This window comes from Paraburkholderia sp. 22098 (assembly GCF_052045935.1).
Classification (GTDB): domain Bacteria; phylum Pseudomonadota; class Gammaproteobacteria; order Burkholderiales; family Burkholderiaceae; genus Paraburkholderia; species Paraburkholderia caledonica.
In genome coordinates this window covers 29,995-52,306 of record NZ_JBQEPV010000026.1, presented here as the reverse complement: position 1 = coordinate 52,306, position 22,312 = coordinate 29,995, and the positions used below count along the sequence as shown (strand labels likewise).

Genomic DNA, 22,312 nt, shown 5'->3' with positions numbered 1-22,312 from the left:
CAAACGCCCAAACGCCCAAACGCCCAAACGCCCAAACGCCCAAACGCCCAAACGCCCAAACGCCCAAACGCCCAAACGCCCAAACGCCCAAACGCCCAAACGCCCAAACGCCCAAACGCCCAAACGCGCCCAAACGCGCCCAAACGCGCCCAAACGCGCCCAAACGCGCCCAAACGCCCAACGTCCGCAGCCCACAGCCGAAAAATGCGCTCAACCCTCAGCACCCCACAAGGCCCGCTATTTTCACACCGCATCCAGCGCGGAGCAAACGCACCTGTCGCCAACCGGGCGTCAGAACGCTACATTCAGGCGCGCTTGGTCCCACGGCTTGTCCGCTCCACGGCTTTGTTATTCAGCATCGCAAACTATAATTTTTGGACACCTTCCATTGGGCGCGTTCGTGTCATTCCCCGCGTCATTCCCGCGTCAGTACTAGCGACCGCGCTGTCCGGGCGCCGCGTGCCGTGGCATCGGGAGCGGTGCGCTTCGGTTTGAGCCTTGTGCCAGCGTGGATGGTCATACATATCGATCAAGGAGACTGCCATGACCCGCAAATACATCGACTGCCGCGAGTTCCCGAGCGAAACGAACTGCACGGTCGCCCTGTCGGCGGATAACGAAGACGAGCTGCTCAACGCAGCCGTGCAACATGCCGTCAGCGTGCACAAACACGACGACTCGCCCGAACTGCGCCAGCAATTGAAGTCGCTCTTCCACGAAGGCACGCCGCCGGTGGAAGCGCCGCGCGCATGAATCGAGTGTTCTGGAAGAAGGAGCCACCGCGGTGACTCGCAGGGGAGGCGAGCGGCAAATGGCCGTTCGCGCGAGTCGCCGTGTGGGTTCGATATGTCCGCGATTCCTCGCCGGACCTCAGCTCGGATAAGCCTCGTCTACCTTGAGGCCCGCAAGCTTGAAGATGACCCGCAACGTTTGCGGTTTGATATCGCGCCGTGAAGCCAGCGTCGTCATCACGAAGTCGAGCACTTTCGCGTATTTGAGCAATGTCAGACACGTTTCCATGTCGACGCTCCCGTCCCGCATGACTTCTGCAAGACGAAGCATTTCGGTGGAGATGTCGCGGGCCATCTCGAGTTCAAGCTGCTGCTTTTCCGACCAGGCGGGCATGGCGGTGAGCTTCGCCATCATTTCCTGGAACTTCTGTTCGACGTTTCCGTTGGGTACCGTATCCATTGCTGCCTCTTCTATTATCCGGGCGCACGTTCAGTTGAGATCGCGGCGCGCTGCCGGTGACGTAACGTTCGGCCCATGTCACTGGGCCGCCCTCCCCACTTGCATAAGATCGTGTGTCCGTTACCACGACCGACAGCTTATTGTTATAGGCACCACGGCTTACGTTCTTGGGACTCGGGCGGCGCGAATCGGTTTCTGCGCCGTGCGTAAATGTCCCGCGTCGTGCCTTTGTTAGCAGGAAGTGTTCCAAGATTGCTGCACTTCCTGCAGGTTTTTCGCGGCTCTTCGGTGAGCGGGCCGCGGTTTGGGTAAACTGGCAGCAACTTCTTCCTTTTTCCGTCACCTGACGCACGTTCGCGTCGCAATTGACGCCGGTCCCCCACGATGTCCAGCAAAACCCACGAAATCCGACCGAACCAGTCCATCGAATTGCTCAAGGAGCTCCACATCCTGACGCGCGACGGCAAGATGAACCAGGACAGCCGCCGCAAGCTCAAGCAGGTCTACCATCTGTTCCAGTTCATCGAGCCGCTCCTCAAGGATCTGAAGGACCGGCAGGGGGCAATCACCCTTGTCGATCACGGCGCGGGCAAGTCATATCTAGGTTTTATCCTGTATGACCTGTTCTTCAAGGAATTTCAGGATGCCGCAGGTGGGGCGTCGCACATTTACGGCATCGAAACGCGCCAGGAGCTTGTCGCGCGGTCGGAGGAGCTGGCGGCGCGCCTCGGCTTCAAGGGTATGTCGTTCGTGAATTTGTCGGTAGCGGAATCTATTACGTCCGACCGCTTGCCGTCGCGCATCGATATCGTTACCGCACTGCATGCCTGCAATACCGCAACGGACGACGCGATTCGATTCGCCCTCGAAAAGAACGCAAAATATATCGTGGTCGTGCCGTGCTGCCAGGCTGAGGTGGCGGGCGTTTTGCGTCAGAATAAAAGTAAATCGCTCGCCAGTGCGTTGACGGAAATCTGGCGGCATCCATTACATACGCGGGAATTCGGCAGCCAGATTACGAATGTGCTGCGCTGTCTTCAGTTGGAAGCGCACGGTTATCAGGTCAGCGTAACCGAACTGGTCGGATGGGAACATTCGATGAAAAACGAGCTGATCATCGCCCAATTCAAGGACCTGCCGCGGCGGCGCCCGGCGGAGCGGCTCAACGAGGTCATGCAGACGCTCGGTATCGAGGAATTGAAAGAGCGATTCTTCGTTCCTGCTTGAATCACGTTTTCATTAATTTATTCCAGCCGACGAGCCCGATTCGCCGAAGCGTTTCCTGATTGCGCTCATAAATAGCTTCCGGATCGGGAAATGCCTGGACTGCGCGTTCAATACTCTCTTCTCTGAGTAGATGAAAAATCGGATAGGGCGCGCGGTTGGTGTAATTCTCGATATCGTCGGGCTCGGTGCCTTCAAACTGATAAGCCGGGTGAAAGCTGGCAATCTGGATAATGCCAGTCAGGCGAAGCTGCTTGAGCATTCTTTCTGCGAAGAACAACGCGTCGTTATATTGCAAAAAATCTTCTAGCGCCTGAGGCACGATCAACAGCGTGGTATCCACCGCGGCGGGGTCGCTGGCGGCGAGACCGTTGAGTTCGGTTTCGAGGTCGGCTAGCACACCTTCCAGATCGGTCGCGGCGCTAACCGCGTAGCGGATTTGTCCCTTCACATGAACGGCCTTTGCGAACGGACACAGATTGAGCCCAATTACGGCTTCCGTCAGCCAGTGACGGGTGGCGGCAACGACAGCGTCGTGCGATTCGGAGGACAACGTCATGGCAGGCTGCGAAAAGGGAAAAGACGGCAAAGAGCCATTTTAACGGTGCGTGCGCCACGCCAGTGCGCGACTGCCTCGGGCAACGCTGCGGAACGAAGCGGGAGAGCAAACGGCAGAACGAAACGGCAGAACGAAACGGCAGAACGAAACGGCGCAACGAAACGGCACAACGAAGCCCCGAAACAGCCGGAAGCCGGGCCACACCCAAGCTAAACACCAGCCGAACCAACCCGCTGCCGACTAACGCCCCGTTTTCCCGCCACACGCAGCGGCGATAAGCTGCGCGGCGGCTTTCGGCGCGGCGAGCACCGGACTCGATCCAGCACGGTAGGTCTGACTCGCCGCATACACGCCCTCGATCAGCAAAGCCAGGGAACTGGCGAGCATCTCAGGATCGTCGGCGCCGGCGGCGGTTGCTAACTCCGTCAGGCGTGCCAGCAACCGCTCCTTGTTCCGGAACACGAATTGCCGTGCCGGATGCACGGTATCGGGGAACTCCACCGCCACGTTCACGAACGGACAGCCGCGATAGCCTTCCGCCGACGCCCGTGCGGCGAGATCGTCGAAATATTGCTGCAGCTGCTTTGCGGGGTCTCCGGAGTGTTTCGCGAAGCTCGTCTCGACGTAGCCGAAGAACTGAGCGTCTTTGCGCTCCAAATATGCCATCACCAGATCGTCTTTCGACGAGAACTGGCGATACAGACTCATCTTGTTCACGCCGGCGCGCTCGACGACCGCATCGACGCCGGCCGCGCGCACGCCTTCACGGTAAAACAGTTCATCCGCCGCGCGTAGCAGATGCTGTTGCGCCTCCGGCCCAGTTGTGTGGCCACCGCGTGCTCGCCGCGAGCGGGACGAAGCCGAACTCCCCACCGTAGAGCCTCGCTTGGAGCTTTCGCTGTCAGACATGGGTGCTCCCGAATTCAATTGACGCCTTGACATGTTACCGACCGGTAACTAACATCGCAACACTATTGTGACTGATCTGTCACAAGTCCCTTACCGAAACCGTAATAATGCGAACGGCGCGGCGAGTCTGACGACGCCGACAGGAGAGCCGATGAACTGGGCAGCGAGACTGATAGGCAGGCGTTTTCACTACGGCTGGTTGACCGTGGCCGTGGTGTTTCTGGTGCTTCTGGCGGCGGCGGGCACGCGCGCTACACCAAGCGTGATGATGGTCCCGCTCGAACATCAGTTTGGCTGGAGCCGCGGCACCATTTCGTTGGCAATCTCGGTGAACATCGCACTGTACGGGCTAATGGGGCCGTTTGCGGCGGCGGCGATGCAGCGTTTCGGCGTGCGCCCCACGATGCTCATTGCGCTCGGCACCATGGCGGCGGGCGTCGCTTTGTCGTCACTCATGACGCACCCTTGGCAGATGATCCTGATCTGGGGCGTGATGGTTGGCGGTTCGACGGGCGTGGCAGCGCTGTCGTTGTCGGCGACCGTCGTGACACGCTGGTTCACCACGCATCGCGGACTCGTCATGGGGATTCTGACCGCCAGTTCCGCGACCGGCCAACTCGTGTTTCTGCCGATGCTCGCGGCGATCGTCGAGCACTACGGCTGGCGCCAGGTGGTGTGGGTCGTCGCGGCGGTTGCGGCGGTCATGCTGCCGCTGGTTGCGTTCCTGCTCCCGGAGCGGCCGTCCGACGTCGCGCTGCGCCCTTATGGCGAGCCGCACGACGCGCCGGTGAGCGCGTCGGCGACAAAACAGAATCCGCTTGCGATCGCCTTCGGCACACTCGCGATGGCGAGCAAAACACGCGATTTCTGGCTGCTGTTCTTCAGCTTTTTCATTTGCGGGGCGAGCACGAACGGCTACGTCGGCACGCACCTGATTGCGATGTGCGGCGATTACGGCATGTCGGAAGTGCAGGGCGCGTCGCTGCTTGCCGCGATGGGCATCTTCGATCTGTTCGGCACGACGCTCTCCGGCTGGCTCTCCGACCGCTTCAATAGCCGCGTGCTGCTGTTCTGGTACTACGGTCTGCGCGGCTTGTCGCTCATGTATCTGCCGCACGCTTTCGGCATCGACTTTTTCGGATTGCCGCTCTTCGCTGTGTTTTACGGGCTCGACTGGATTGCGACCGTCCCGCCGACCGTGCGTCTCGCGACTGACGTCTACGGCAAGGAGGCGGCTCCCGTGGTGTTTGGCTGGGTGGTCGCCGGGCATCAACTCGGCGCGGCGTTCGCGGCGCTCGGCGCGGGCATGCTGCGCGCGAGCCTCGGCACCTACACCGTGGCGTCGATGATTTCCGGCGGTCTGTGCCTCGTGGCCGCCGTCATCGTGTTGCGTATCAATCGTCCCGCCAAGGCGCCGCAGCCGCAGGCGGCCTAGACCGGTTACACGGAAAGACGCGGCAGCGCCCGCGCCTTTCCACGCTACGGAAAATCTATCCGCTCGCTTCATGCAGCGCGCGCGCCGAACCCCGGATATGCTATGTGACCTTCGGGCAGCCGCCCGCGATCATGAATTTCTACCGAGAGAAGCGCATGGCCCACAAACCCGCCCCTTCCGCAGTTGCCATTCACGAGCTGATTGCCGGTCGCTGGAGCCCGCGCGCGTATTCAAGCGAGCCGGTGAGCCGCGAGAATCTGCACGCTGTGCTGGAAGCGGCACGCTGGGCACCTTCGTCGTATAACGCTCAACCGTGGCGTTTCCTTGTGTTCGATCGCAGCGTCGACGAAGTCGCGTTCAAGCAGGCGTTCGCCACCCTCGTGCCGTTCAACCAGGCCTGGAACGCGCCCGCGCCCGTGCTGATCGCCGTCACCACACTCACGCGCACGAGCAAGGGCGAGGTGAACCGCTGTGCTCAATACGACGCAGGCGCGGCCGCCATGGCTCTGGTGTTGCAGGCGCACGCGCTCGGCCTCGCCGCGCATCAGATGAGCGGCTTCGACCCGAACGCATTCCGCAAGGCGTTTGACCTGCCGAACGACGTCGAACCGATCGCCTTCATTTCGTTGGGCCATTTCGGCGATGTCGAGAAGCTCGATCCTGTTTTGCGCGAACGCGAAAAATCGGTGCGGCAGCGTCTGCCGTTGGCGGAAATCGCCTACGGCGGCGGCTGGAAGAAGGCGTTCTGAGCGAGTCTGTCAGCTGCAACCGTTTTACAGGAACGCGCGGCGCAGACCGCGCGTTTTTGCGTCGACGTGTCTACGGCGCGTCGTCGGTTACGCTCGAAAGCGGCGCCGCCACATGTTCGAGGGATTTGCGCTCCGCGTCCACACCCCACACCGCCGCGATCACGGCCGCCGCGAGCATCAGCGCCGACCCGACCAGATAGCCCGAAAACACTTCGCTGCGTTGATGCGTGTCGATCAGCCGTCCGAAGAACGCCGGCCCGGCAATCCCGCCGAGTGCCGTGCCGAACGCATAGAACACGGCAATCGCGAGCGCGCGGATCTCCAGCGGAAACGATTCACTGACTGTCAGATAGGCCGAACTTGCCGCGGCGGACGCGAAAAAGAATATCACCATCCACGCGATCGTCTGGGTGACGACCGTCAGCATGTGTTGCTCGAAAAGGTAGCCGCTGACTGTCAGCAGAATCGCCGAAATAGCGTAAGTCGACGCGATCATCTTGCGCCGCCCGATCACGTCGAAGAGCCGGCCAAGAAGCAACGGTCCGAGAAAATTCCCGAGCGCGAAAGGCAGCAAATACCAGCCGATGTGGTCGCCCGGCACGCCGTAGAAATCCGTCAGCACCAGCGCATAGGTGAAAAAGATCGCGTTGTAGAAAAACGCCTGCGCGGTCATCAGCGACAGGCCGACCAGCGCTCGCCGCCGGTGCACATTGAACAACGTGTGGAACACTTCGCGCAGCGGCGTGTGTCCGCGCGCGCGCAGGCGCAGACGCGCGAGGCCATGCGTGGAAAGCGTGTGGCCTTCGTTGCGAAAGCGCGTTTCGATTCCGTCGACGATTGCGTGCGCGTCCCGCTCGTTGCCGTGGGTGAGCAGCCAGCGCGGGCTTTCCGGCACCCAGATACGCATTGGCAGCACGATCAGCGCGAGCGCCGCGCCGATGAAAAAGCACGCACGCCAGCCCCAGTCACCGGGCACCACGTGAGGGTCGAGCAGAATTAGCGAGCCCGCCGCGCCGAGCCCGGCGCCGACCCAGAAGGTGCCGTTGATCGCAAGATCGACCCAGCCGCGCACGCGAGGCGGCGTGAATTCCTGGATCGTCGAATTGATTGCGGTGTATTCGCCGCCAATGCCCGCGCCCGTCAAAAAACGGAACAGCAGGAAACTGGCGAGATTCCACGAAACCGCGGTCGCAGCGGTCGCGGCTAGATACAGTCCCAGCGTAATGAAAAACAGTTTCCGACGGCCCAGCCGGTCAGTGAGCCAGCCGAAGCCGAGCGCACCAAGTACGGCGCCGGCGATGTAAGCGCTGCCGGCGAGGCCCACGTCCGCATTGGTGAAATGCAGCGCCGGGCTCGCCTTCAGCGCGCTCGCAACCGCCCCGGCTAGTGTCACTTCAAGTCCATCGAGCAGCCATGTCACCCCTAGCGCCAGGACGATCAGCGTGTGAAAACGCCCCCAAGGCAGCCGGTCGAGCCGCGACGGCAGATCGGTTTCGATGGTCGCTGTTGTTTTGCGCTCGGCATCGGCGACAGGCGGCGCGCTCATTGCTGGAGGTCTCCTTGATGGCGATATTTTGCGGCGACACTTTGCCGGTAGATCAGGTTGAGTCAGCGCCGAATCGGGCACTCAGGCAGCAGGAGGCAGCAATTTGTATTCCGCAACGGCCCGCTTGCGCTTCTATTGGCAAGTTGATGCTGATCCGGCTTTCGTGATACAAAGCCGCTCCCCCTTCCTGTCCGCGCCAGCCGTTAGCGGCGATTCCTGCCATGAACTATTGCGCGATTGACTTCGGTACTTCCAATTCGGCCGTAGCCGTTCCCGACGGCGCTGCGCTGAGGCTCGCGCCGGTCGAGGGCGCCTACACGACGCTGCCCACGTCCGTTTTCTTCAATACCGACGAGGACACGCGCGAATTCGGGCGCGCGGCGCTTGCGGCGTACATCGACGGTTTCGACGGCCGCCTGATGCGCTCGATGAAGAGCATTCTGGGCTCGCCGCTTGCCGACAACTCGACCGATCTCGGCGACGGCTCCGCGATCAAGTACACCGATGTGATTGCGATTTTCCTCGACCATCTGAAGCGCTCTGCGGAAAAAAGCGCCGGGGCGCCGATCGATCGCGCGGTGCTGGGTCGCCCGGTTTTCTTCGTCGACGACGATCCGCGCGCCGATCAGATGGCGCAAAAGCAGCTCGAAGCGGCGGCGCGCGCGGTCGGTTTGCGGGACATTCACTTTCAGTTCGAGCCGATCGCCGCCGCATTCGACTACGAATCGCGTCTCACGCGAGAAGGGCTGGTGCTGGTGGCCGACATCGGCGGCGGTACATCGGACTTTTCGCTGGTGCGCGTCGGCCCCGAGCGGATGAAGCGGGTGGAGCGTAAGGACGACGTGCTTGCTCACCACGGCGTGCACGTCGCGGGCACGGACTTCGACCGCCGCGTCGAATTAACGACCATTCTGCGCGAACTCGGCTATCAGACGCTCGATCCGGAGGGCCGCGAGATTCCGAACCGCGTCTATTTCGATCTGGCGACCTGGCATCTGATCAACACCGTTTATGCGCCGAAGCGCGTCAGCGAGCTGGGGCTCATGCGGCACCTGTTCACCGAGGTCAAGCACCATGACCGTTTGATGCGCGTGGTGGAGCGGCGCCTTGGGCATGCGCTCGCGGCGCACGCTGAAGAAGCGAAGATCGGCGTCGCGGCGGGCGGCGAAACCGTGATCGACCTCGACGAAGTGGAGGACGATCTGCGTCTCGCATTCGACGAAGCTCAGCTTATCGAAGTGGGCCAGGAAGAAACACGCCGCATCGTGGCGGCTGCGCGCGACACGGTGCAGGCGGCCGGTGTTTCGATCCGCGACGTGAGCGCGATTTACTTCACGGGCGGCTCGACGGGGCTCGCGTTCCTGTCCGGCGCATTGGCGCAGGCTTTTCCGGATGCAGAAGCAGTATTCGGCGATCGTCTTGCGAGTGTCGCAACGGGACTCGGTATTCACGCGCAACGCGTGTTCGGATAAGCGGGAATCACCGCTCGCATACTGCGAAGATAATCACCGTTTGCAATTGAGACTGATATAAAAAAACCCCGCCTTGGCGGGGTTTTTTGCGTCCAGAAGGAAGCAGCGTAGCGCTTACACCGGCTTGATGTTCGCAGCTTGCTTGCCCTTCGGGCCCGTCTTCACTTCAAACGTGACCTTTTGGTTCTCTTGCAGCGTCTTGAAGCCTTCCGTGCGGATTTCCGAGAAATGCGCGAACAGATCTTCGCCGCCGCCGTCAGGCGTGATAAAGCCGAAGCCCTTTGCGTCATTGAACCACTTGACGGTACCGGTTTCCATATTACTTGTTCCTAAAGATGGTAAATAAGGCCGAAGCCCAATGGGTGCATGAAAATCAAGGAAGGGGGTAATGGGACCAACCGGAGTACCGTTGATGGGCGAACTACGAAAGACCAATTCACTCGCCGCTTGAAATCCTGCCCGAACGTTATACGGCGATTTCGAGAGAAGGTCAACACTCGGGCGGCAACTTTACAAAAATTCGCGATAGCGCAATGAAAAGTTGCTTACAAACCTTGCTGGACGGGCGTCTTTTTTGCTAGGGAGAACCCTGAGTTTCACTGCAGGCTCCGGGTGCAACCGTTAAACTACGCGCCCGCGCCGGTTGCACCTATGGATAACCGCCGCGCATACATGCGTGTCACCCGTTTTCAGCGCCACGAGCGCCGGTCGTAGGGTGCCGACATGGTTCTGAAACAGGAGAAGACGTGAAAAGTTCTATACAACGGAACATCGGGCCGTTCGCACTCATGCTGACCGGCCTTGGTTCGATCATCGGCTCCGGCTGGCTGTTCGGCGCCTGGAAGGCCGCGAAGATCGCGGGCCCGGCATCGATCTGCGCGTGGATTATCGGCGCTGTCGTAATTCTCGCTATTGCACTGACCTACGCCGAACTCGGCGCCATGTTTCCGGAGTCCGGCGGGATGGTGCGTTACGCCCGGTATTCGCACGGCGCGCTGGTCGGTTTCATTAGCGCATGGGCGAACTGGATCGCCATTGTTTCGGTGATTCCGATCGAAGCCGAGGCATCCATTCAATACATGAGCACGTGGCCGTACGAGTGGGCGCACGCGTTATTTGTCGACGGCTCATTAACTACGAACGGGCTGCTGCTCTCGGCGGCCCTCGTGATCATTTACTTCCTGCTGAACTACTGGGGCGTGAAACTCTTCGCGCGCGCCAACTCGGCGATCACGATCTTCAAGTTCCTGATTCCGGGCGCGACGATTCTCGGCCTGATGCTGACCGGCTTTCACAAGGAAAACTTCGGTGAAACCAGCACGTTCGCGCCGTACGGCTGGTCGGCCGTGCTGACCGCGGTTGCGACGAGCGGCATCGTGTTCGCGTTCAACGGTTTCCAAAGCCCGATCAACCTCGCCGGTGAAGCGCGCAATCCGGCCAAGAGCGTGCCGTTTGCGGTGATCGGCTCGATTCTGCTCGCGCTCGTGATCTACGTGCTGCTGCAGGTCGCGTATATCGGCGCGGTGAGCCCTGCCGACGTAATGAAGGGCTGGAGCCACTTCAATTTCGCTTCGCCGTTCGCGGAACTGGCGATCGCGCTGAATCTGAACTGGCTGGCCATTCTGCTGTACGTCGACGCGTTCGTCAGCCCGAGCGGCACCGGCACGACCTACATGGCGACCACCACGCGCATGATCTACGCGATGGAGCGCAACAACACCATGCCGAAGATTTTCGGCAACGTGCATCCGTTCTACGGCGTGCCGCGGCCGGCGATGTGGTTCAACCTGCTGGTCTCGTTCATCTTCCTGTTTTTCTTCCGCGGCTGGAGTTCGCTCGCGGCGGTGATTTCCGTTGCGACCGTGATTTCGTACCTGACCGGCCCGATCAGCCTGATGGCGCTGCGCCGCGCGGCGACCGACCTCGAGCACCCGCTGCATATCCCGGGCATGCAGGTGATCGCACCGTTCGCGTTCGTGTGCGCATCGCTGATTCTCTATTGGGCCAAATGGCCGCTGACGGGTGAGATCATTCTGTTGATGGTCGTCGCGCTGCCCGTGTACTTCTACTTCCAGGCGAAGTCCGGTTTTGCCGGCTGGGGCCGCGATCTGAAGGCGGCATGGTGGCTGGTCGCCTATCTGCCGATAATGGCGATTCTGTCGCTGATCGGCAGCAAGGAGTTCGGCGGCCACGGCATCCTGCCGTACGGCTGGGACATGCTGGTCGTGATTGCGTTCTCGCTCGTGTTCTATTACTGGGGCGTGCACAGCGGCTACCGCTCGGAGTATCTGGAAGAGCGTCAGACGCACGACGAAGTGCTCGAGGGAATCGGCGCGCATTAAGGCGCTGCCCGGGCCGTTCAAGGTCCTGCATGACGTAAAAAACCCCGCCTCAGTTCTGCTCAGGCGGGGTTTTTCGTTTTGCAGCGGTTTGCCTGGTCTGCGCTTGCGGCGCACGCGGCCATGTCGCCGATCAGGCTGTTCCAAACACGTAGTTCGTCATGGCAAGCGAACGCTGATACGTGCCGAGTGATTGAACCGTCAGCGAATAATCGTCGTCGGCCGCGCCTAGCGCTGCGAACACCGGCAGGAGGTGCTCATCGGTCGGATGCATTAGCACCGCGTGCGGCGCCTGACGGCGGTAGTCGAGCAACGCGTCGATGTCATGCGCGGCGAGCCTCGCTTCGAACCAGTCGGTGAACTCGGCGACGCGCGGGTCGGCATCTTCGGGTCGCGCGGAGAAATCCGCGGCGCGCAGATTGTGCGTGATCTGTCCGGAGCCGATCACCATCACGCCTTGCTGCCTGAGCGAGCGCAGCGCGCGGCCGACGCGAAAGTGATGTTCGGCGTCCAGGTGCGGCTGGATCGACAACTGGGCGACGGGCACGTCGGCGTCGGGGAACATCAGCAACATCGGCACCCATGCGCCGTGATCGAGTCCGTGCGGCTGTACGTCGGCGTGAATGCCGCTATCGCCGAGCAAAACGGCTGCACGTCGCGCGAGATCGGGCGCGCCCGGCGCCGGATACTGAATCTCATACAGCTGGCGCGGAAAGCCGTAGAAGTCGTGGATGGTTTCAGGTTCTGTCGATGCGCTTGCGACCGGCTGCGCCGTGCCCCAATGGGCAGACAGCATCAACACGGCCTCAGGCCGCGCCAATTGCGAGCTGAGCACGCCGAATTCAGCGGACGGCAGCGATGGGTCGATCGGCAACGTCGGCGCGCCGTGGGAAAGAAAAAGCGACGGTAAGCGGTTCATGGCAGCAGGGCGCCGGGAGGCGCGCTCGAAAGTTCGGTTACTACCAATATAGAGCCGCACCGCTGTTTGATAAACGGCCCAAATGGGATTTGATTCTCTTCCAGCGGTTGGTAATGATCGACCGCAAGCGCTGCGGGCCGTCATTCGCGGCAAGCGTGTCTGGAATCGTGAAAAAGGTGCCCGCCGCATGCCCGCACGCGAAGGCCGGCCAGGAATTACTCGTCAGCGCCGCGCAGTCCCGCCCACGCAGGCGACAAGGCGGGCCCCAGCGCGAACAGATCGAGCACGCGGGAAACAGTGTGATCGACCATCTCGTCGATGGTGGCGGGTTGGTTGTAAAAAGCAGGCAAGGGCGGAAAAATCACGCCGCCCATTTCGGTGACCGCCGTCATATTGCGCAAATGCGCGAGATTGAATGGCGTTTCGCGCACCAGCAGCACGAGCCGGCGGCGCTCTTTGAGGGTGACGTCGGCGGCGCGGGTGATCAGATTGTCGGATAGACCGTGAGCGACGCTCGCGAGCGTTTTCATCGAACACGGCGCGACGATCATGCCGTCGGTCGCGAAAGAGCCGGACGCGATGCTCGCGCCGACGTCGCGCACCGAATGGACCACATCGGCGAGTGGATGGACATCTTGCTTGCCCAGCTTTAACTCATGCTGAATGTTGAGCCACCCGGCGCTGGAAATCAGCAGATGGCTTTCAACGCCGCCGAGCTTGCGCAGCGTCTGCAGCAGACGAACGCCGTAAATGGCGCCCGTCGCGCCGGTGATCGCGACAATCAGCCGGCGGGGCGCCGCAGCGCGTGTTTCCATGGCTCGCGGCGCCTTCCAGGATCGGCTTTGAAGCAGACGGTCAGGCAGCGGCAAACAGTTGCTGCAATTCACCCGATTCGTACATTTCCATCATGATGTCCGAGCCGCCGACGAATTCGCCCTTCACGTAAAGCTGCGGAATGGTCGGCCAATTCGAGAACTGCTTGATGCCCTGGCGGACTTCGTCGTCTTCGAGCACGTTGACCGTCTTGAATTCATTGACGTTGCATGCCTTCAGAATCTGGATTGCGCGGCCCGAAAAGCCGCACATCGGGAACTGGGCGCTGCCCTTCATGAAGAGCACGACGTTGTTTTCGTCGACGATTTGCTTGATGCGTTGTTGCGTATCCATGACTGACCTTGCGGTTCCGGTATGTGTAGGGAATAGGCTGAAATGATAGCGGAAATCGCTTGCGCCGACCGACGGCCGCTTTGTCCATTTGCTCGTCGCGGCTATTGCGACGGCTGTGGCGGCTGACGCCAGGCTTTGTCAGTCAGCGAGCCGACCGCCGGTTATCCGCTCGATGCCTGCGAGGTCGCGCTTCGATTGGACTTGCGTGAAACCTTGCGCGACCAGAAGCGCGCGCACGGCTTCAGCCTGATCGTAGCCGTGCTCTATCCACAGTACGCCGTTTGCGGCAAGACGACGAGGCGCGCCCGAGATGATCTCCCGGATCGCGCTGAGGCCGTCGGCTTCGTCGGTGAGCGCGCCGCGCGGCTCGTAGCGCAGATCGCCCTGCAAAAGATGCGGGTCGCCGCTCGCGATATACGGCGGATTGCTGACGATCACGTCGAACCGAAGTGCCGCGTCCAGCGAGTCGTACCAGTCGCTTTGTGCGAATGTCACAGCGCCGCCTGGCCGTTTCGGATCGAGCAGGCGCGCGGCGTTGCGCGAGGCGACGGCAAGTGCCTCCGCCGAACGGTCGAGCGCGCTGACTCGTGCGTCCGGACGCATCGACGCGATTGCCACCGCAATCACGCCCGTGCCGGTGCCGAGATCGAGCACGCGCGGGCGTACGAGGTTCTCCATCGCGACGAGTGCCGTTTCGACCAGCAATTCGGTTTCGGGACGGGGAATCAGCACATGCGGCGTGACCTCGAAATCGAGCCCGAAAAATTCGCGGACGCCGACAAGTTGCGCCACCGGCTCGCCCGCTACGCGACGCGTTTGTAATGCCAGATAACGCTGAACCGATTCGCTATCGAGCGCTTCGTCTGCGCGCGTGATCAATTGCGTTTGCCGCCAGCCGAGCACATGCGTGAGCAGAATCCGCGCTTCCAGCGACGGCAGCGGCGAGGCGCGCAACAGCGCGGCGGGCGTGGCCGCATTGTCGCGATCGGCTGGGGCGTTCGACGTCATGGGTGCTCAGTCCGCATCGCCAAGCGAAGCGAGCAACTCGGCCTGATGCTCGCTGACAAGTGCGCCGATCAGTTCGTCCAGGTCACCGTCCATAATCGCGTCGAGGCGATACAGCGTCAGATTGATCCGATGGTCTGTCAGACGTCCTTGCGGGAAGTTGTAGGTGCGAATCCGCTCGGAGCGATCGCCCGAGCCGATCAGGCTCTTACGCGTGGCGGCTTCCTTTGCCTGCTGCTCGTGCGACTGCTTGTCCTTGATGCGAGCCGCCAGCACTTTCAGTGCGCGGTCTTTGTTCTTGTGCTGCGAACGGTCGTCCTGACATTCGACGACGATCCCCGTCGGCAAGTGCGTAACGCGCACGGCCGAGTCCGTCTTGTTGATGTGCTGGCCGCCGGCGCCGGACGCGCGGAACGTGTCGATCCGCAGATCCGCCGGATTGATTTCAACCTCGCCGATTTCGTCCGCCTCCGGCATCACGGCAACCGTGCACGCGGACGTGTGAATGCGGCCCTGCGTTTCCGTTGCCGGCACGCGCTGCACGCGGTGGCCGCCGGATTCGAACTTGAGCTTCGAATAGGCGGCTTCGCCAGCGATTCGCACGATCACTTCCTTATAGCCGCCAAGGTCGGATTCGCTTGCCGACATCATCTCGACCTGCCAGCGATTACGCTCGGCATAACGCAGATACATGCGCAAAAGATCGCCGGCGAAGAGCGCGGACTCGTCGCCGCCCGTCCCCGCTCGAATTTCGAGGAAGATGTTGCGGTCGTCGTTCGGGTCTTTCGGCAGCAGCATTTTCTGCAGCTCGCCGCCGAGCTGTTCCATCCGCTCGCGGGCCGCGCGGATTTCCTCTTCCGCGAACTCGCGCATGGAAGCATCCGCGAGCAGTTCCTGCGCGGTGGCGGCGTCGTGCATGGCCTGACGCCAGAGCGCGTATTGCTCGACAACCGGTCCGAGCTCGGCGTGTTCGCGCGTGAGCTTGCGATACTGGTCGAGGTTCGCTGTGATGTCCTCTCGGCTCAACAGGTCGTTAAGTTCGGCCAGCCGGGTAGTCAGCTGGTCGAGCTTGCGTTGCATGCTCGTTTTCATCAGGCGGGTATCGGAGCGGACTCCGGCAAGGACGACAACTAGGAAGTGGGCGGATGCCCAAGGGTAGAAGCACGTCGCGGGCCACTTGCGGGTGGCGCGGACAGGCGGCACCCGCGCCGCTAACGCTCCGTGGAACCGGAGTGTTTGTAGAACCCGCTCATCAATTCGATGAGCGTGTCGCGGTTCTCGCCGCTCGCGCGGTTGAGCGCGTGGGTCGGACCGTGGATCAGTTTGTTGGTGAGCGCTTGCGAAAGCGCTTCGAGCACAGCGGCAGGATCGTCGCCACGCGCGAGCATTTTCTGCGCACGTTCGACTTCGGCCCGGCGCAGCACGTCGGCTTGCGTATGCATATGGCGGATCACCGGCACGATGCTGCGCGCTTCGAGCCACTGCATGAAGTTCTGCACGCGCGTTTCGATGATCGCTTCGGCCTGCGCCACGGCGGCCTGCCGCGACGCATTGCCTTCGCGGACGATCGCGCCGAGGTCGTCGACGGTATACAAGAACACGTCTTCAAGCTGACCGACTTCCGGTTCGATGTCGCGCGGAACAGCCAGATCGACCATGAAAATTGGCCGATGGCGACGCGCTTTCACTGCGCGCTCCACTGCGCCGAGACCGATGATCGGCAACGTGGAAGCCGTGCACGACACGATGATGTCGAACTCGTGCATGCGAGTCGGCAGGTCAGACAACGGAATGGCGCGTCCGTTGAAGCGCTCGGCGAGCCGCGTGCCGCGCTCAGCCGTGCGGTTGGCGACCACGAGTTCGCGCGGTTGCTGTGCGGCAAAGTGCGTGGCGCACAACTCGATCATTTCGCCGGCGCCGATAAAGAGCACGCGCTGGTTCGACACCTTGTCGAAAATGCGCTGCGCCAGCCGGACCGCGGCGGCGGCCATGGAAACGGATTGCGCGCCGATCTCGGTCGTGCTCCGCACTTCCTTCGCGACGGCGAACGTGCGCTGAAACAACTGGTTCAGATACGTGCCCAGCGCGCCGGCTTCAGATGCCGTGCGAACGGCGTCCTTCATTTGTCCGACAATTTGCGTCTCGCCCAACACCATGGAATCCAGTCCCGAGGCGACCCGAAATGCGTGGCGCACGGCTTCAGACTGCGGCAACGCGTAGACGTGCGGCGCGAGTTCCTCAATGGGCAGGTTGTGATAACGGGACAGCCACTGGATCGCGGCTTCACGCACGGCCTGGTCGTCGGTCGCGCAGTAGAGTTCGGTGCGATTGCAGGTGGACAGAATCGCCGCTTCAGGCGCGGTGCGGGCCGTGGCTCCCAGCCAGACGCTTTTGAAAGTGTCCAATGCGGGCTTGATCTGTTCGAGCGGAAACGCCACGCGTTCGCGCAAGGCGACAGGCGCAGTGTGGTGATTGATTCCGATCGTTAGGAGCTGCATTCTGGGGAGCTATGGTTTACCTCGATATTATAGCGTTTTCACGATTCTTACATTGTGACGCCCGCTCAGCCGGGCGCGGCGACTCCTTCCGGCGGGAATGCGTCCAGTTGATAGCCATAGCCGTAGAGCGGCGTTAGCGAATAGCCCAACTCCGGGCGCAGTTCCAGCTTTGAACGCACGCGCGACGCATGGGTGTCGACGGTGCGCGACTTTACGTCGCGGCGGCGCGCCCACACCGTTTCGAGGATGTGCGCGCGCGACACGGGCCGCGACAGATTGGAGAACAGCAGCAGCGCGAAGCGGAATTCCTTCGGCGTCAGCGTGACCGTGCGGTGACGGAATGTCACGGCGAAGTTTCCGGTGTCGAACGCATAGCCGCGGATTACGTCGTGCCGGCGATTGGGCGGCCGGCGCAGTCCCGCGCGCCGCAGTAGCGCGTCTACTCGCGCGAGCATCTCGGGGCCGCGGACCGGTTTGGTCACGCAGTCGTCGGCGCCCGCGTGGAGCACGGCGACGATCTGGCTTTCGCGCGGCTCCGTCATCAACACGATGACCGGCAGGCTCGGCAGGATCGCGCGGGCGTGCGCGATGACGTCTTCGGCTGAGTGATCGCCGGCCCAGTTTTCGGTGATCAGCAAATCGAAGAACTGATCTGCGGCCTGTGCAAGGAAGGGGACGCTCGTAGTGAAGTGCTGACACACGTGGCCGCCGGCGAAAACAAGCCGGGTGACCAGTTTGGCGTGACTTGTATCCGGCTCGATAAGGGCAATTCGCATGGGCGCGTTGAGCTCGACGACGGCCGGGAACCAGGCTTTTCCGTAAGGCCTATAGCTTGCCTAACGTCACCCCGACCCCTAAACTCAACCGCTGTGCGGAAAGCGCCGTGCTGATTTTTTTGAGAAAGAGACAAAAATGCTAGCTGTCGTCGAGCCTCGCGCCCATAAGACAAATCCGAAACTGCGCGAGATCGGCCGCTAATGGGCTGGCCCGGAATCGTCGTGTTGGGGGCAGCAATCGGTGTCGCGGGGTGGTGGTTGCATCCGCTGCGCCGCTTGAACCGCTCTAGCCGCGCCCGCTTGTGGGTGGCGGTGCTTGCCGGAATAGTGGGCGCGAGCGTCGCGCGCATGGCCGGCAATGTGATTGGCCTTTTCCACGACGGTGAGACGCTCGAATGGCCCGTTTGCACGGCCATCGCCATGATCGCCGTTGCCGTGACGGTCGGCTCGCTTTCCCGTCGATGAATATTTGCAGGTGACTTCCATGAATGCCCGACTTCCCCATACCTCTCCCATTCCCGAACGGCTCGCCACGTTGCGCAGCGCGATGGCACGCGAAGGCGTCGCCGCTTACCTCGTGCCGTCGGCGGATCCGCACTTGTCCGAATATTTGCCAGGGCGTTGGCAGGGGCGGGAATGGCTTTCCGGGTTCACCGGCTCGGCGGGCACGCTCGTCGTCACTGCAGACTTTGCAGGCGTCTGGACCGACAGCCGCTATTGGGAGCAGGCCAACGCGCAACTCGCGGGCACCGGCGTTCAACTCATGAAAATGACGGGTGGCCAGCAAACCGCGCCGCATTTCGATTGGCTCGCCCAGAACGTTGCGCCCGGTAGCGCGGTCGGCGTGGACGGCGCGGTGCTCGGCGTGGCGGCCGCGCGGGCCCTGACTCAGGCGCTCACGGCGCGCGGCGTAAAGTTGCGCACCGACGTCGATCTGTTCGACGCGATCTGGCCGCAGCGTCCGACGCTGCCGGTTGCCGCCGTGTTCGAGCACGCGGCGCCGCATGCAAGCGTCGCGCGTTCGGAAAAGCTGGCGCAGGTCCGCCGGGCAATGGCGGAGAAGGGCGCGCGATGGCACTTCATTTCCACGCTCGACGACCTCGCGTGGCTGCTGAATCTGCGGGGCGCCGACGTCAGCTATAACCCGGTCTTCGTGGCGCACGCGCTGATCGGCGAAAACCGCGCGTCGCTGTTCATTGCCGACGGCAAGGTGCCGCAGGCGCTCGCCGAGGCTCTTGCACGCGACGGCGTCAGCGTCGAGCCATATGCGAAAGCCGCGGAGGCGCTCTCTGCGCTGCCCGCCGGCACGACGCTGCTCATCGACCCGCGCCGCATTACATACGGCTCGCTGCAATCGGTGCCGTCGACGGTGAAAGTAGTCGAGGCAGTCAATCCGTCCACGTTCTTCAAGTCGCGCAAGACCGAGGCAGAGGCCAGGCACGTGCGCGAGACCATGGAGCAGGACGGCGCCGCACTCGCGGAATTCTTCGCGTGGTTCGAAGGCGCACTGGGCCGCGAGACGATCACCGAACTCACGATCGACGAACGTCTGACGGCGGCGCGCGCGCGTCGTCCCGGCTTCGTGTCGCTGAGCTTTGCGACCATTGCGGGCTTCAACGCCAACGGCGCAATGCCGCACTATCGCGCCACTAACGAATCGCATGCGGTGATCGAAGGCAACGGCCTGTTGCTGGTCGACTCCGGCGCACAGTACTTGAGCGGCACGACGGATATCACACGCGTCGTGCCGGTCGGCACCGTCAGCGACGAACAGCGGCGCGATTTCACGATCGTGCTGAAAGGCACCATGGCATTGTCGCGCGCCAGGTTCCCGCGCGGCATCCGTTCGCCGATGCTCGACGCAATCGCTCGCGCGCCGATCTGGGAAGCCGGCGCCGATTACGGCCACGGCACCGGTCATGGCGTCGGCTATTTCCTGAACGTGCACGAAGGCCCGCAAGTGATTTCGCACTACGCGCCTGCCGAATCGTGGACGGCAATGGAAGAAGGCATGATCACCTCGGTCGAGCCGGGCATCTACCGGCCGGGCAAGTGGGGCGTGCGCATCGAGAACCTGGTGCTGAACGTACCCGCTGGCGAGACGGAATTCGGCGACTTCCTGAAGTTCGAGACGCTAACGCTTTGCCCGATCGACACGCGTTGCCTCGACCTGTCGCTGCTGCGCGACGACGAGCGCGCGTGGCTGAACGACTATCACGAGACGGTGCGCGCGCGTCTGTCGCCGCATGTTTCCGGCGACGCCAAGGCATGGCTCGAGTTGCGTACCCAGCCGGTGTGAGCGCCACAACTGCAACTGCAACCGCAACCGCATAGCTAACGGAGAGCGCATGGCCATCAAGGCAGTCGTGTTCGATTTCGGCGGCGTGCTGATCGACTGGAGTCCCGAATATCTTTACAGGCAACTGATTCCCGACGAAGCCGAGCGACGCTGGTTCCTGACCCACGTCTGCTCGATGGATTGGGTGATTCGTCAGGACGGCGGTCAGCCGATCGTCGAGGCGACGGAAGAACTCGTCGCCCGGTTTCCCGATCACGAAGCGCTGATCCGCGCGTTCTATGAGCGCTGGCACGAGATGGTGGCCGGCGTGCTGGAAGACGGTGTAGCGATCATGGAAAAGCTCGAAGCCGCGGAAGTCCCGCTTTTCGGTCTGACGAACTGGTCGGCTGAGACGTTTCCGTATGCATGGGAGCACTATCCGGTGCTGCGGCGCTTTCGGGACATTGTCGTCTCCGGTCGCGTGGGGCTGGTGAAACCCGATCCGGCGATTTTTGCGGCAATGCGCGAGCGGATCGACGCGCAACTACCAGGCGTCGAGCCGGGCGAACTAGTGTTTATCGACGACAACCCGAAGAACGCCGCAGCCGCCACCGCACTCGGCTGGCATGGCGTGCATCACACGAACGCCGCGCAAACAGAAGCGAAGCTGCGGGAACTGGGTTTGCCGGTCTGACCAGGCGAGTGTCGCTCGCGCGTCACGCAGGGCGCGACATGTGTAGCCCGTCTTTGCCGCCGTGAGCGCATGGGTGCCAGTCTCACCCTCGCGCTTACAGTAACGCGCTTCTTGTTGCACGAAGTCTACTGCCCGAGCAAATTCTTCAAAGCATTACCCAAGCCCTTCACGGTTTCTCCCGCGCCTTTTGCCACCCCTTCCACACTGACGCCCAGCGCTTTCGCGAATCCGGCGGCAATGCGAGTCGTCAAACCTTCCTGCACTGAGAATTTCGGATCGCGCAAGTTACCGTCCAGCACGAAGTGCAGCGTGATGTCGCCGTTGCGAGCCTTCAGTGCGGCGACGGCGGCTTTCGTCGGAATCGACATGAATGTGTCGAGCGGACTGCCGGTGTCCGCGAGCTGCAACTGGTGAACCGTGATCGTGCCCGGCGCATGCAACTGATAGTTGCGCACCGACGACTCGACGCTCAGATCGACCGTGCCGCCCGTCACTCGCGCCTCGGCCCCGGCTTTCTTGACGAGATAAGGATCGAGCATCACGACGTCGACGCCGCGCAGCGTGCTCGTCGTTTGCGAGTCCTTGCTGGCGATCTTGATCCATCCGCCGAATGTGACTGTGCCCGTGTGCGACGGCCCTTTGATCGAGCCGCTGACACTGACGTTGGTGGGCTCGGTGAGGGCCGGCAGATGAACGTTGTCGACCGTCGCGTTCGCGTTGCTTACCGTCACCTTGTAGGCGGGCGGACCGACGGTCATGTCGTAGAAGTGGAACCGCCCTTGCTCCAGGCTGATGTGATCGACCTGTTTTTCGCGCGGCGTTGCGCCCGCGGCGGTACCGCTCGCGCCGTCGTTCGCGCTCGTGACCGACTGTCGCAAATTCGGAAGCAGGCGGATCGTACCGGTTTGAGTACGCAGCACCGCCATATCGAAACCGCGCACGACGACGCTGCGGACATGCATGCGCCGCGCGAGCAGGTCGCGAATATCCGGCGTGATAGTGATTTCGTCGGCTCTCAATGGATCGCCGGCCGGCCAGCCCGGCGGCGCCTTCAACAGCACGTTGGTGAGATGAACCGAGGTCAGGCCGACGTCGATGCTTTGCGCGCTGCCCAGTGGACCGAGCGCCGCCACCACGCGTTCTTTCACTTCACGCTGCGCGTACTGCAGCACACCGAGCGCAATGACGACGAGCACGACCAGCACGCTGCCCACGGCAACGATCCAGCGTTTGCCCTTCGACATTGCCATGCTGTGCTCCTCGGTGCCGTGTGCGCGGCGTGGCTGTAACGGATGCGCGCGTCGTGGACGCGTGGCGCGAAACGACATATAGCACGGCCAGGTAAGCAATGGCTGTGCCCTGTCGGCACGTCGCCGACATGTGGCGTGTGCGGCTGCTATAGAGCCGATGTTTGCAGTCAGGGGAAGTGGAGTGCTGCCGACGCAAGCCGTTAAAAGCGACCTGCAAGAAGCGACCTGCAAGAAGCGACCTGCAAGAAGCGACCCGCCCGTCTCCCGACGGGCAGGCCGCAGCTACTTTCTACGCGGCGAG

The 22,312-nt window shown here is 62.2% G+C and carries 22 protein-coding genes; 9 read left to right on the top strand and 13 right to left on the bottom strand.

From position 1 onward, the window contains the following. Positions 1 to 543 precede the first annotated feature (543 nt). Positions 544 to 753 carry a DUF1059 domain-containing protein gene (locus ACTJLB_RS32015; protein ID WP_020070665.1) on the top strand — a complete coding sequence of 70 codons (210 nt, stop codon included), beginning with the start codon at positions 544 to 546 and terminating at the stop codon, positions 751 to 753. Positions 754 to 870: 117 nt separating this feature from the next. On the opposite strand, the gene ACTJLB_RS32010 is transcribed toward ACTJLB_RS32015, so the two are convergent. Next, entirely contained in the window at positions 871 to 1,191 is a 321-nt protein-coding gene (locus tag ACTJLB_RS32010; RefSeq protein WP_013589753.1) for a hypothetical protein, read from the bottom strand. 384 nt (positions 1,192 to 1,575) lie between these two features. On the opposite strand from ACTJLB_RS32010, the gene ACTJLB_RS32005 reads away from it, so the two are divergent. After that, positions 1,576 to 2,418 (top strand): class I SAM-dependent methyltransferase, encoded by an 843-nt coding sequence (locus ACTJLB_RS32005; protein ID WP_440785628.1) that lies wholly within the window; start codon positions 1,576 to 1,578, stop codon positions 2,416 to 2,418. 1 nt (position 2,419) lies between these two features. On the opposite strand, the gene ACTJLB_RS32000 is transcribed toward ACTJLB_RS32005, so the two are convergent. Further along, positions 2,420 to 2,974 carry a DUF1415 domain-containing protein gene (locus tag ACTJLB_RS32000; protein ID WP_408424078.1) on the bottom strand — a complete coding sequence of 185 codons (555 nt, stop codon included), beginning with the start codon at positions 2,972 to 2,974 and terminating at the stop codon, positions 2,420 to 2,422. Between the two features lie 240 nt (positions 2,975 to 3,214). Then, entirely contained in the window at positions 3,215 to 3,883 is a 669-nt protein-coding gene (locus ACTJLB_RS31995; protein ID WP_440785627.1) for a TetR/AcrR family transcriptional regulator, read from the bottom strand. Positions 3,884 to 4,034: 151 nt separating this feature from the next. On the opposite strand from ACTJLB_RS31995, the gene ACTJLB_RS31990 reads away from it, so the two are divergent. Then, positions 4,035 to 5,318 (top strand): MFS transporter, encoded by a 1,284-nt coding sequence (locus ACTJLB_RS31990; RefSeq protein WP_440785626.1) that lies wholly within the window; start codon positions 4,035 to 4,037, stop codon positions 5,316 to 5,318. A 155-nt stretch (positions 5,319 to 5,473) separates the two neighbouring features. Continuing rightward, the gene (locus tag ACTJLB_RS31985; RefSeq protein ID WP_020070670.1) at positions 5,474 to 6,067 is read left to right on the top strand and encodes a nitroreductase family protein; all 594 of its coding nucleotides are present in this window, start codon (positions 5,474 to 5,476) and stop codon (positions 6,065 to 6,067) included. Between the two features lie 70 nt (positions 6,068 to 6,137). Here ACTJLB_RS31985 and ACTJLB_RS31980 read toward each other — a convergent pair whose 3' ends face one another. Next, complete coding sequence (locus tag ACTJLB_RS31980) at positions 6,138 to 7,613, bottom strand: MFS transporter (RefSeq protein WP_440785625.1); 1,476 nt, start codon at positions 7,611 to 7,613, stop codon at positions 6,138 to 6,140. 221 nt (positions 7,614 to 7,834) lie between these two features. On the opposite strand from ACTJLB_RS31980, the gene ACTJLB_RS31975 reads away from it, so the two are divergent. After that, a complete protein-coding gene (locus ACTJLB_RS31975) occupies positions 7,835 to 9,085 on the top strand; it encodes an Hsp70 family protein (protein ID WP_440785624.1) in 1,251 nt (416 codons plus the stop codon). 114 nt (positions 9,086 to 9,199) lie between these two features. On the opposite strand, the gene ACTJLB_RS31970 is transcribed toward ACTJLB_RS31975, so the two are convergent. After that, complete coding sequence (locus ACTJLB_RS31970; RefSeq protein WP_007180251.1) at positions 9,200 to 9,403, bottom strand: cold-shock protein; 204 nt, start codon at positions 9,401 to 9,403, stop codon at positions 9,200 to 9,202. A gap of 428 nt (positions 9,404 to 9,831) precedes the next feature. Between ACTJLB_RS31970 and ACTJLB_RS31965 the strand changes: the two genes are divergently transcribed. Further along, positions 9,832 to 11,427, top strand: coding sequence for an APC family permease (locus tag ACTJLB_RS31965; protein WP_440785623.1), 1,596 nt, complete (start codon positions 9,832 to 9,834; stop codon positions 11,425 to 11,427). 130 nt (positions 11,428 to 11,557) lie between these two features. Here the strand turns inward: ACTJLB_RS31965 and ACTJLB_RS31960 are convergent, their stop codons facing one another. The 7 genes from ACTJLB_RS31960 to ACTJLB_RS31930 all read right to left on the bottom strand — a co-directional run bounded on the left by ACTJLB_RS31960 (position 11,558) and on the right by ACTJLB_RS31930 (position 17,789). Further along, entirely contained in the window at positions 11,558 to 12,343 is a 786-nt protein-coding gene (locus ACTJLB_RS31960; RefSeq protein WP_408424071.1) for a DODA-type extradiol aromatic ring-opening family dioxygenase, read from the bottom strand. 215 nt (positions 12,344 to 12,558) lie between these two features. Beyond that, entirely contained in the window at positions 12,559 to 13,158 is a 600-nt protein-coding gene (locus ACTJLB_RS31955; RefSeq protein WP_410802927.1) for a UbiX family flavin prenyltransferase, read from the bottom strand. Positions 13,159 to 13,198: 40 nt separating this feature from the next. Continuing rightward, entirely contained in the window at positions 13,199 to 13,510 is a 312-nt protein-coding gene (grxD, locus tag ACTJLB_RS31950) for a Grx4 family monothiol glutaredoxin (protein WP_006052757.1), read from the bottom strand. Between the two features lie 138 nt (positions 13,511 to 13,648). Next, a complete protein-coding gene (gene prmC, locus ACTJLB_RS31945) occupies positions 13,649 to 14,518 on the bottom strand; it encodes a peptide chain release factor N(5)-glutamine methyltransferase (protein WP_440785622.1) in 870 nt (289 codons plus the stop codon). 6 nt (positions 14,519 to 14,524) lie between these two features. Beyond that, complete coding sequence (prfA, locus tag ACTJLB_RS31940) at positions 14,525 to 15,607, bottom strand: peptide chain release factor 1 (RefSeq protein WP_027779442.1); 1,083 nt, start codon at positions 15,605 to 15,607, stop codon at positions 14,525 to 14,527. Positions 15,608 to 15,726: 119 nt separating this feature from the next. Continuing rightward, positions 15,727 to 17,013 (bottom strand): glutamyl-tRNA reductase, encoded by a 1,287-nt coding sequence (gene hemA / locus ACTJLB_RS31935; protein WP_088176509.1) that lies wholly within the window; start codon positions 17,011 to 17,013, stop codon positions 15,727 to 15,729. A gap of 65 nt (positions 17,014 to 17,078) precedes the next feature. Next, complete coding sequence (locus tag ACTJLB_RS31930) at positions 17,079 to 17,789, bottom strand: response regulator transcription factor (protein ID WP_020070679.1); 711 nt, start codon at positions 17,787 to 17,789, stop codon at positions 17,079 to 17,081. A 201-nt stretch (positions 17,790 to 17,990) separates the two neighbouring features. Between ACTJLB_RS31930 and ACTJLB_RS31925 the strand changes: the two genes are divergently transcribed. From ACTJLB_RS31925 to ACTJLB_RS31915, 3 genes are read left to right on the top strand one after another with little or no spacing between them, the layout of a single operon-like run. Further along, on the top strand, positions 17,991 to 18,254 hold the full coding sequence (locus ACTJLB_RS31925) for a hypothetical protein (protein WP_440785621.1): 264 nt from the start codon (positions 17,991 to 17,993) through the stop codon (positions 18,252 to 18,254). A 19-nt stretch (positions 18,255 to 18,273) separates the two neighbouring features. Then, a complete protein-coding gene (locus tag ACTJLB_RS31920; RefSeq protein ID WP_440785620.1) occupies positions 18,274 to 20,088 on the top strand; it encodes an aminopeptidase P family protein in 1,815 nt (604 codons plus the stop codon). Between the two features lie 49 nt (positions 20,089 to 20,137). Next, positions 20,138 to 20,761, top strand: coding sequence for an HAD family hydrolase (locus tag ACTJLB_RS31915; protein WP_020070682.1), 624 nt, complete (start codon positions 20,138 to 20,140; stop codon positions 20,759 to 20,761). Positions 20,762 to 20,886: 125 nt separating this feature from the next. Here the strand turns inward: ACTJLB_RS31915 and ACTJLB_RS31910 are convergent, their stop codons facing one another. After that, positions 20,887 to 22,011 (bottom strand): DUF748 domain-containing protein, encoded by a 1,125-nt coding sequence (locus ACTJLB_RS31910; RefSeq protein ID WP_440785619.1) that lies wholly within the window; start codon positions 22,009 to 22,011, stop codon positions 20,887 to 20,889. Between the last annotated feature and the right edge of the window lie 301 nt (positions 22,012 to 22,312).

Bases quoted from the DNA above. Each gene is read 5' to 3' on its own strand.
- ACTJLB_RS32000 (WP_408424078.1), bottom strand. From the start codon at position 2,974: ATGACGTTGTCCTCCGAATCGCACGACGCTGTCGTTGCCGCCACCCGT.
- prfA (WP_027779442.1), bottom strand. From the start codon at position 15,607: ATGAAAACGAGCATGCAACGCAAGCTCGACCAGCTGACTACCCGGCTG.
- ACTJLB_RS31925 (WP_440785621.1), top strand. From the start codon at position 17,991: ATGGGCTGGCCCGGAATCGTCGTGTTGGGGGCAGCAATCGGTGTCGCG.
- ACTJLB_RS31920 (WP_440785620.1), top strand. From the start codon at position 18,274: ATGAATGCCCGACTTCCCCATACCTCTCCCATTCCCGAACGGCTCGCC.
- grxD (WP_006052757.1), bottom strand. From the start codon at position 13,510: ATGGATACGCAACAACGCATCAAGCAAATCGTCGACGAAAACAACGTC.
- ACTJLB_RS31910 (WP_440785619.1), bottom strand. From the start codon at position 22,011: ATGGCAATGTCGAAGGGCAAACGCTGGATCGTTGCCGTGGGCAGCGTG.
- ACTJLB_RS32010 (WP_013589753.1), bottom strand. From the start codon at position 1,191: ATGGATACGGTACCCAACGGAAACGTCGAACAGAAGTTCCAGGAAATG.
- ACTJLB_RS31995 (WP_440785627.1), bottom strand. From the start codon at position 3,883: ATGTCTGACAGCGAAAGCTCCAAGCGAGGCTCTACGGTGGGGAGTTCG.
- ACTJLB_RS31915 (WP_020070682.1), top strand. From the start codon at position 20,138: ATGGCCATCAAGGCAGTCGTGTTCGATTTCGGCGGCGTGCTGATCGAC.
- ACTJLB_RS32015 (WP_020070665.1), top strand. From the start codon at position 544: ATGACCCGCAAATACATCGACTGCCGCGAGTTCCCGAGCGAAACGAAC.
- ACTJLB_RS31975 (WP_440785624.1), top strand. From the start codon at position 7,835: ATGAACTATTGCGCGATTGACTTCGGTACTTCCAATTCGGCCGTAGCC.
- ACTJLB_RS31960 (WP_408424071.1), bottom strand. From the start codon at position 12,343: ATGAACCGCTTACCGTCGCTTTTTCTTTCCCACGGCGCGCCGACGTTG.
- ACTJLB_RS32005 (WP_440785628.1), top strand. From the start codon at position 1,576: ATGTCCAGCAAAACCCACGAAATCCGACCGAACCAGTCCATCGAATTG.
- ACTJLB_RS31980 (WP_440785625.1), bottom strand. From the start codon at position 7,613: ATGAGCGCGCCGCCTGTCGCCGATGCCGAGCGCAAAACAACAGCGACC.
- ACTJLB_RS31955 (WP_410802927.1), bottom strand. From the start codon at position 13,158: ATGGAAACACGCGCTGCGGCGCCCCGCCGGCTGATTGTCGCGATCACC.
- ACTJLB_RS31970 (WP_007180251.1), bottom strand. From the start codon at position 9,403: ATGGAAACCGGTACCGTCAAGTGGTTCAATGACGCAAAGGGCTTCGGC.
- ACTJLB_RS31930 (WP_020070679.1), bottom strand. From the start codon at position 17,789: ATGCGAATTGCCCTTATCGAGCCGGATACAAGTCACGCCAAACTGGTC.
- hemA (WP_088176509.1), bottom strand. From the start codon at position 17,013: ATGCAGCTCCTAACGATCGGAATCAATCACCACACTGCGCCTGTCGCC.
- ACTJLB_RS31990 (WP_440785626.1), top strand. From the start codon at position 4,035: ATGAACTGGGCAGCGAGACTGATAGGCAGGCGTTTTCACTACGGCTGG.
- ACTJLB_RS31985 (WP_020070670.1), top strand. From the start codon at position 5,474: ATGGCCCACAAACCCGCCCCTTCCGCAGTTGCCATTCACGAGCTGATT.
- prmC (WP_440785622.1), bottom strand. From the start codon at position 14,518: ATGACGTCGAACGCCCCAGCCGATCGCGACAATGCGGCCACGCCCGCC.